Origin of the sequence: Mesorhizobium sp. M7A.F.Ca.CA.004.12.1.1, assembly GCF_003997835.1 — a bacterium.
Lineage (GTDB): Bacteria > Pseudomonadota > Alphaproteobacteria > Rhizobiales > Rhizobiaceae > Mesorhizobium.
Genome location: NZ_RZRK01000191.1, coordinates 1 through 8,850, shown reverse-complemented (window position 1 = coordinate 8,850; position 8,850 = coordinate 1). Strand labels below are relative to the sequence as shown.

Annotated in this window: 10 protein-coding genes; 9 read left to right on the top strand and 1 reads right to left on the bottom strand. The window is 62.9% G+C overall.

The annotated features are described in order from the left end of the window. Positions 1-500: FCD domain-containing protein (locus EN984_RS12625; protein WP_164765452.1), on the top strand; the 500-nt coding region annotated here is incomplete at its 5' end. 42 nt (positions 501-542) lie between these two features. Here the strand turns inward: EN984_RS12625 and EN984_RS12620 are convergent. After that, the gene (locus EN984_RS12620; protein ID WP_127268817.1) at positions 543-806 is read right to left on the bottom strand and encodes a hypothetical protein; all 264 of its coding nucleotides are present in this window, start codon (positions 804-806) and stop codon (positions 543-545) included. Here EN984_RS12620 and EN984_RS12615 point away from each other — a divergent pair. The 8 genes from EN984_RS12615 to EN984_RS12580 all read left to right on the top strand — a co-directional run. Beyond that, positions 790-1,500, top strand: coding sequence for an SDR family oxidoreductase (locus tag EN984_RS12615; protein ID WP_127268816.1), 711 nt, complete (start codon positions 790-792; stop codon positions 1,498-1,500). The genes EN984_RS12620 and EN984_RS12615 overlap by 17 nt on opposite strands. Positions 1,501-1,511: 11 nt before the next feature. Beyond that, positions 1,512-2,261 carry an SDR family oxidoreductase gene (locus EN984_RS12610; protein ID WP_127271850.1) on the top strand — a complete coding sequence of 250 codons (750 nt, stop codon included), beginning with the start codon at positions 1,512-1,514 and terminating at the stop codon, positions 2,259-2,261. A gap of 95 nt (positions 2,262-2,356) precedes the next feature. Then, entirely contained in the window at positions 2,357-3,307 is a 951-nt protein-coding gene (locus EN984_RS12605; RefSeq protein ID WP_023810154.1) for a LysR substrate-binding domain-containing protein, read from the top strand. 87 nt (positions 3,308-3,394) lie between these two features. Beyond that, the gene (locus tag EN984_RS12600) at positions 3,395-4,429 is read left to right on the top strand and encodes an amino acid ABC transporter substrate-binding protein (RefSeq protein ID WP_127267661.1); all 1,035 of its coding nucleotides are present in this window, start codon (positions 3,395-3,397) and stop codon (positions 4,427-4,429) included. 82 nt (positions 4,430-4,511) lie between these two features. Beyond that, positions 4,512-5,675 (top strand): ABC transporter permease subunit, encoded by a 1,164-nt coding sequence (locus EN984_RS12595; protein WP_127267662.1) that lies wholly within the window; start codon positions 4,512-4,514, stop codon positions 5,673-5,675. A gap of 3 nt (positions 5,676-5,678) precedes the next feature. Next, positions 5,679-6,758: an amino acid ABC transporter permease gene (locus EN984_RS12590; RefSeq protein ID WP_127267663.1), complete on the top strand. Its 1,080-nt coding sequence runs from the start codon at positions 5,679-5,681 to the stop codon at positions 6,756-6,758. An 11-nt stretch (positions 6,759-6,769) separates the two neighbouring features. Continuing rightward, complete coding sequence (locus EN984_RS12585) at positions 6,770-7,534, top strand: amino acid ABC transporter ATP-binding protein (protein ID WP_127267664.1); 765 nt, start codon at positions 6,770-6,772, stop codon at positions 7,532-7,534. Between the two features lie 32 nt (positions 7,535-7,566). Next, on the top strand, positions 7,567-8,850 hold a 1,284-nt coding region (locus EN984_RS12580; protein ID WP_245480057.1), incomplete at its 3' end, for an FAD-binding oxidoreductase.

Below are 8,850 nucleotides of genomic sequence, written 5' to 3'. Positions count from 1 at the left end.
AGCTGAGGTTGAGCGTCGAGGTGGAGTCGGCGGGATTGTGCGCGGAACGGCGCACCGATGCGGAAGCCAGCGCGATCCGCACCTTGATGGAACAGGTCGACGCCCAGCAGGCCGATCCCGCCGTCGTCCAGATCCACTACGACTATGATTTCCACCTGGCGATCGCCAAGGCGGCACGAAATGAATTCATCCACGGTTTCCTAAGCTATCTCGGGCCGATGATCGTGCCGCGCTTCCAGCTCGGCTATCTGGTCACGCCCGAACTCAAGGACAGCTATTACGCGCGCATACACAGCGAACATAAGACAATCGTCGACGCCATCGAAAGGCAGGATGGCCGCGCCGCCCGCCAGGCCATGCGCAAGCACCTGCACAACAGTCTCGGGCGGGTGCGCGCCCTGGCCCGAGCCTCTGGCGTGGAGGCAATCGAAGCCGAGCAGAAGGCGGCGGCGGCCTCACTTTTCACCGACATGAAAAGGCCTGCCTCGACAGGCGGATGAGGCCTCGCGAATTCGATCGCATCGGCGCGCCTGAGCTGAAAATTAGACATCCGTTGCGAAAGCCGTGTTTTTTGTTCCGTCACCGGCTGCGCGGGTTTCCCAAGGGCTGAAGGCGCCAGCTTGCCAGCGTTTCCCTGGGTTTTCGGCTGCTGCGGTTATCCGAACACCCCAAGGGATTTTGGAGGCATCCGAAATTTTCGAAAGTTTATCTTTCCTTTTTGCTGGTTTTCTTGGTTTCGCGGCATCGGCCCGGGCCGCAAACTGAAAACAGACAATCAGGAAAGCCCACGTGACGACAGCCTTCATCACCGGTGCGACGAGCGGCATAGGGCGGGCCATAGCGATCGCGCTGAGCGACGCCGGCTACGACGTCTATGCGGTCGGGCGCAGCCAGGCCGCGCTCAAGGAGCTGCAGGCACAGCGGCCCGGCATCGTGCCGATTGCCGTCGACGTCACCGACCGCGAGGCCCTGGAAGCGGCCCTGGCGGATCTCACCATCGACGTGCTGATCAACAATGCCGGGGTCATGCCGCCGCTCGGCAACTTCGCCGATATGGAGATCGCTGACATCGACACCACGCTCGAGGTGAACCTCAGCGCGGCAATCCTGCTCACGCGCCTCGTCGTCCCGCAAATGCGCGAGCGGCAGTCCGGGCATGTATTGTTCACCGGCTCCACAGCGGGCCACGCGGCATACTCCAACATTGCCGTCTATTCAGCGACCAAGGCGGCGATATCAGGCTTTGCAGCAGCGCTGCGCGCCGACCTCTCCCCATCGGGCGTACGCGTCACCGAGATCGTTGCCGGCCGTGTCGAGACGCAGCTCTACCAGGACATCCTCGACGCCAACGCGCGCGCAGCCATGTACGCCAGCAAAGTGGTGCAGCCGGATGACGTGGCCAGGATGGTCGTCGCTGTGCTTGGGCTCCCCGCGTGGGCCGACGTTACCCGTTTCGACATCATGCCGACTTGGCCAACCTCGCCAAGCGGTACCAAGTAAGGAAAACTGGGATGAAAGATCTTTCCGTTCTGATCGTTGGCGGTGGTGCCGGCCTCGGTGCCCTCTTAGCCGAGATGGCTGTCGAGGCCGGAGCGGCAAAGATCGGCATCATCGACATCAACCAGGAAGCCGCCGAGTCCGCGCTGGCGACCGCGAAGGCCAGCGGACTGCCTACCGCGACCGCCCTTTGCGACATCCAGGTAGGCCCACAGTGCCACGCCGCATTCGAGGCGATCGTTTCGAAACTCGGGCGCGTCGACACGCTGATCAATTGTGCCGCGATCTACCCTCGCCGCCCGCTCCTCGAAATCACCGACGCCGACTGGGATGCCTCCAACGGCATCAACATCAAGGGCACCTACCACATGATGGTGGCGGCGGTTCGCCACATGCAATCGCAGGAGCCGAAGAGCCACGTCCGCGGCCGGATCGTGAACCTGACCTCGGTCGACGCCTTCAAGGCGCATCCGCAGAACGCTCACTATGCGGCGACCAAGGCCGCCGTCGTCAGCCTTACCCGATCCTTTGCCCATCACGTGGCGAAGGACGGCATTCTGGTGAATTCGGTGGCGCCGGCCGGCATGGCGACGGAGAAGGCGAAAGCGCTCGGCTTCCTGGAGGAACTGGCCAAGGCGAGCCCGCTCGGCCGCGGTGCCGAGCCAAAGGAGATTGCCGAATGGGTGCTGATGACGGGCAGCCCCAAGAACACTTACATGACCGGTGAAAACGTAATTGTTTCAGGTGGTTACATATACGCCTAAGTCTCTTTCGCCGCGGGCGACTGAACTCTGGCAGTGCATGACCGAGGCAGTGCATGACCGACCGGGCCACAAGCAGGGAAAGGAACGGAATTTCGATGACCGGCAAGCTGCGCCTTCCCTCGCTGAATGCTCTGCGCGTGTTCCACGCGGTCGCGCAGCACAAGAGCTTTCGGCAGGCGGCGGATGAATTGCTGGTCACGCCGCAGGCCGTCGGACAGCAGATCAAGCTTCTGGAGGATACGCTCCAGGTAACGCTGTTCGAGCGTAAGGGCCGGTCGATCGAACTGACCGAGTCGGCCATTCTTCTGTCGCACTATGTCAAAGCCGGCTTCAACGAGTTTGCCGAAGGCGTTCGCCGCGTCACCAAGTCGAACTATCGGGACCGCATCAACCTGAATGCGAGCCCATACTTCGCCACGCATTATCTCCTGCCGCGGCTTTCGTTGTTCCGGGAAATCTTGCCGGGCGCGGACCTGCGCCTGACGACCATGGTCGACCTGCCCGATTTCGGGCGCGACGATATCGATATGACGGTCCAGTGGGGCTACGGCAACTGGTCCGACTATGAAACCACGTTGCTGGTGCCGGATCCGAAGATCATCTGCTGCACGCCGGCGATCGGCGAAAGGATCAAGTCGGCGCATGATCTGACACAGTTCACGTTGCTCGACACCGTCAAGTCGAAGCGTCTGTGGCCGGACATATTGCGCCACCTTGGCGTGGAACTGACGGATGGCGACCGCAGCATCAGCTTCGACGACGCCGCGACCATGCGCCGGGCGACCTTGCAAGGCATAGGTGTGGGCTTGGTTTCCGTCATCGATGCCGAGGAAGATTTCCGGGCGGGCACGCTGGTCGCGCCGATCGGCCGCGACGCCATTGCCGACATGAAGCCGGAGGAAGTCCCGGGCTTCTATCTTGTCGTCCCACGCGGACATCTGCGCGTGAAGGCGGTCGCGGCACTTCACCGATGGCTGGCTCAGCAGGATTGGCGCGGCGACCTCACGATTTCCTCGTTACCGAAACCGGCCCCGCTTTCCGACTAGAAGCGGCTTCGAGACCGAGGCCTGAAAGACGCCTTTCGGGCCTCCAACAACAAGAAACCAAACAACCTCAAACAGTGGAGACGGAACATGAAAATGATGAAATGGGGGGCTTCGGCCCTGGCCCTTGGCCTCGTGCATTTTGCGGCGCCGGCGGAAGCCGCCGGCGGCAAGACGCTCGAAACCGTCAAGGCACGCGGCATGCTGAACTGCACCGGCCATGACGGCTCCTATCTCGGCTTCGCCGAGGTGGACGACAAGGGCAACTGGAAGGGCATGGACATCGACCTCTGCAAGGCGGTGGCCGCGGCCGTGTTCGGCGACCCTGCGAAGCTGAAAGTCGTTCCTATCAGCTGGGCCCAGCGCTGGCCGGCCCTGCAGTCCGGCGATGTCGACATCATCGTCAAGGCCTCGGGCGGCACGCTCAGCCGCGACACCGAACTTGGGCTGCAGTTCTCCATGTCCTACTATCTCGGGACCACCAAGGTGATGGCGCACAAGGAGCTGAACCTCAAGTCGCTCAAGGATGCCGCAGGCGGCACGATCTGCATTCCCGCCGGCACCTCGCAGGAACAGCAGGTCGCTGCCTATACTGCCAAGCTCGGCATCAAGCTCGAACCGGTGCTCATCGAGAAGACCGAGGAGCTCGAGCAGGCCTATTTCTCGGGACGCTGCGATCTTTATGCGCAGTGGGGTCCGACACTGGCCATTGCGCGCATCGCCAAGAGCAAGGTCGACGACCATGTCATCCTGCCCGACGTGCTCGCCGTCGAGCCTGAAGTCATGATCATGCGGCAAGGCGACGACAACTGGGTCGACATCGCCAACTGGACGCTGAGCACGCTGATCTTTGCCGAGCAGGAAGGCATCACCTCGAAGAACGTCGACGAGATAAAGGCCAAGCCGACTTCACCGCAGGTCGCCAAATTCCTCGGCGTCACGCCAGGCATGGGCAAGGGTCTCGGGCTCTCCGACGACTGGGCCTACAAGGTGATCAAGAACGTCGGCAACTACGGCGAAATCTTCGATCGCGATCTCGGCAAGGACTCGCCCTACAAGATGGATCGCGAACTGACCAATTTGTGGAACAATGGCGGTGTCCTGTTCCCGCTGGTTGTTGATTGATCCGTTCTGAACGCATCCCGCTCCAGGTCCCGCCCGGCTCCCGCCGGGCGGGACCGCGCGGCAATTCGGGAAGGATTTCTGAATGGTCAGCCTGCTGAGAAATCAAAAAGTCCGCAACGCACTGTTGCAGATCCTGTATGTCGGCTCGATCGCCGCGATGGTGCTTGCCGGCATTGTGATCGCCAGACAGAACCTGGCGGCGCAGGGGATCACCTCCGGATTCGACTTCCTGTTCAAGTCGACGGGCTGGGACCTGAACTTCTCGCTGCTGCCCGCCACGGCCAACGACCCTTATTGGTGGTACTTCCTCATCGGGATCATCAATACGCTGTTTCTGGGAACCGTCGGCCTGACGCTGGCGACGATCGTCGGAACGATCGTCGGCCTGGCGCGGACATCCTCGAACGAATTGGCCCGGCTGCTCGGCCGCACCTATGTGGACATCTTCCGAAACATCCCGCTGATCCTCCAGGTTTTTTTCTGGTATGCCGTCATCACCCATCTGCCGACGCCGCGCGCCGCGCATGAGGGATGGGGCTTTCTCCTCACCAGCCGGGGGCTTTACATCCCGTTCCCCAATATCAGCAGCGCCGCGCTCGCTGCGGCGACATTGGCTGTGATTGCCGCCATCGCGCTGCCGATCTGGCTGGGCAGGACATCGCGCCTCAGCCTGCCGGTCGGCCAGCGTGGCGGCATTCAGCTTGCCGGCACGGCGGCGGCACTTGCCTGCGCGGCCATCGTTCTGGTGGCCGGCCGCCTGGCCGACTCGCCGCTACTCGATTTTCCGGCGCTGCAAGGTCTCAATCTGCGAGGCGGCCTGCGCATTCCGCCGGAGTTTGCGACACTGGCCATCGCGATCGCCATCTATGGCGGCTCCTACATCGCCGAGATCGTGCGCGGCGGGTTCAAGGCTGTCGGCAAGGGCCAGGTCGAGGCGGCTCTTTCCCTGGGCCTCGGCCCGTGGCGGGTCTTCATGCTGGTGCGGCTGCCGCTGGCACTACGCGCCATGCTGCCAATCCTCGCCAACCAGTATGTCTGGCTGATGAAGGCGACCACAATGGGCATCGCGGTGGGCTTCACCGATTTCTTCATGATCGTGGCGCTGACGATCAACCATTCCGGCCAGACAATCGAAGCGATCGGCATCCTGATGGCTGGCTTCCTCGTCATCAACCTCAGCCTCGCCGCCATCTTCAACCGCATCAACAAAGCAATCGCCCTCAAGGGCAACCAGTTGAGGGGGTGAGGGATGGAAATGGTCGTTGTCGCCCCTCCTGCCATTGGCAAGATCGAGGATCTGAGGCGGCGCTTCTTTGCGACGCCCCTGCAGGCATTGCTGTCGCTGGCTTCCCTGGCGGTCATGGTCTTCCTGGCCTGGAAGCTCCTGAATTGGGCGGTTTTCTCGGCCGTCTTCACGACGAGCGGCGGACCCGAAGCCTGCCAAGCGGCGGCGGGAGCCTGCTGGTCGGTCATTGCCGCGCGATGGCGCATCATCCTGTTCGGCCTCTATCCCTATGACGAGCAGTGGCGGTCGGCCCTGGCTTGCCTGATCGTCGTGGTCATGACGGTGCTAAGTTGCGTTCCAGCCTTCTGGACGGGTCGCCGCATCGCACTCGTATGGGGAGCCGGAACGGCGCTTTTCTACGTGCTGATGAAGGGCGGCGTGCTTGGTCTGCCCTATGTCGGCGAGGAGGCCTGGGGCGGACTGGCGCTGACCCTGTTCATCTTCGTGACCACCTGCCTGATCGGCTTCCCGCTGGCGATCTGCCTGGCGCTGCTGCGCCGCTCCGGCCTGCCATGGATTTCCCGCACCACTGGCCTCATCATCGACGGGGTGCGTTCATTGCCTCTGATCTCGATCCTGTTCACCTTCGCCATCGTGCTGCCGTTCGCACTGCCGCAATGGCTGGTGGGCGACAAGCTGTACCGGGTGATCCTGGGCTCGGCCCTGTTTTTTTCCGCCTACCAGGCGGAGATCGTCAGGGGTGGGATGCAGGGCGTTCCCAGTGGGCAAGAAGAGGCAGCCATGGCGCTTGGCATGCGCTATTGGCAGCGCGTCGGCCGCATTCTTCTACCGCAGGCCATGCGCAATGCGCTGCCGGCGACGATCAACCAGTTCGTGATCTCGTTCAAGGAAACTTCGCTGGTGATCATCGTCGGCTTCTTCGAGATCCTGGCCTCCGGCAATGCCGCCTACGGCACCGGCGAGTGGCGCTTCGCCTATGTCGAGGTCTATGCCTTCATCGCCTTCATCTACTTCATCTTCGTGTTCAGCCTGTCCCGCTATGGCGCTTTTCTCGAGCGCCGTATGTCGGTCGGCGAACGATAGGGGGCGTTTACGTGATTTCAGGAAACTCGCCCCGATCCAGCGGCCCCGCGGTGCTGATCGAAAATCTCGACAAATATTACGGGACATTCCAGGCGCTGCGAAAGGTGAGCTTGTCCGTGGATCGCGGCGAGAGGATCGTCGTCTGCGGCCCGTCCGGCTCCGGCAAGTCCACCATGATCCGCTGCATCAACCGTCTGGAGCAGCACAATGGCGGCCGGATCACCGTGCTCGGCACCGAGCTCAACGACGATGTCGGCAACATCGACGGGATCAGGCGGGAAGTCGGCATGGTGTTCCAGCACTTCAACCTGTTTCCACACATGACGGTGCTGGAGAACTGCATGCTCGCGCCCATGATCGTACGCAAGGTGCCGCGCGCGGATGCCGAGGCGACCGCCCGGCGCTATCTGGAGAAGGTACGCATTCCCGAACAGGCGATGAAGTATCCCGGTCAGTTGTCCGGTGGCCAGCAACAGCGGGTCGCGATAGCGCGTGCCCTTTGCATGCAGCCCGAGATCATGCTGTTCGATGAGCCGACCTCTGCGCTCGACCCGGAAATGATCGCGGAAGTGCTCGACGTCATAGTCACGCTCGCCTCCGAAGGCATGACAATGATCTGCGTCACGCATGAGATGGGTTTTGCGCGCCGGGTTGCCGACCGGGTAATTTTCATGGATGGAGGCGAGATCGTCGAACAGGCGCCTCCCGATGAATTCTTCACCTCCTCCCGCAACGAGCGCACGCGGCAGTTCCTGTCGCAGGTGCTTGGTCACTGATCGATGCAACGATCCCGCGTCAGGCCGCAGCCATGTCCGTGACTGATCCCGTCACCGCCTTGCGCGATATGCTCGGACCGAAAGGATGGCTTTCGGGCAGCGATGCCAGGCCCTATCAGCGCGATTGGCTCGATCGCTACGGCGTCGCGGCTCTGGGCGTGGCCAGGCCTGCGGACACCTCCGAAGTGGCCAGTGTCGTAAAGACATGCCACGCGGCCGGTCTGGCGGTCGTGCCGCAAGGCGGCAACACCGGGCTTTGCGGCGGCGCCGTCGCCGATCGGCCGGATGCGGTGATCGTTTCGCTTTCGCGCATGACGGCGATCGGCAAACCGGACTTGGACAGCGGCTCGATCCTCGTCGAGGGGGGAGCCGTGCTTGCCGCGCTGCACGAGGCGCTGGAACCGCACGGCCTGATGTTTCCGATGCATCTCGGCGCGGAAGGCAGCGCCAGGATCGGCGGCCTGGTCGGCACCAATGCCGGCGGCAGCCAGGCATTCCGGTATGGCATGATGCAAGACCTCGTGCTTGGCCTGGAGGTCGTGACCCCTGATGGGGCGATATGGAACGGGCTGCGCGCGGTGCAGAAAGACAATGCCGGCTACCAGTTGCGCAAGCTCTATTGCGGCGCGGAAGGAACGCTTGGCATCGTGACGCGCGCGATCCTGCGGCTCTACCCGATGCCGCGGCGGCAGGCGAGCGCGCTTGTCGTCATGTCCGATTTCGCCGCGGCGATTTCGTTTGGCACCTTTCTGCGGGGCGAGGTGGGGGAATTCCTGACCGGGCTCGAGTTCTTCTCCGACATCGGGCTGGGACTGGCCCTCAAACACCTGCCCGACCTCGCCTACCAGTTGGAGGCACGCGGCGAGGTCTATGTGCTGGTCGAACTGGCATCGGGCGCCCCCCGCGTTCCGCTCGACGAGATACTGGCTTCGGCGCTGGAGTGGGGCATGGAGCAAGGCCTGGTGCTGGACGGAGCATTGGCGGCGACGGGCGCGCATCGCGCACAATTCTGGCGGCTGCGAGAGGAGCAGCCGGAAGGACAGAGGCTGGAAGGAGAGCAGCTGAAGCACGACATCTCGGTGCCTCCGGGCGCTATCGCCCGTTTCGTCGAGGCCGGCGCAGAGATCTGCGACGACATTCTTCCCGGCGTGCGGATAAACCCGTTCGGGCATCTCGGCGACGGCAACATCCACTACAATCTGTCGCCGCCGGAAGGCCGCGCCGATTTTGACGGCAAGGCCGAGCGGTTCGCCGAGGCGCTATCGTCGCGCGCCACGCAAATGGGCGGCAGTTTCGCGGCCGGGCATGGACTTGGC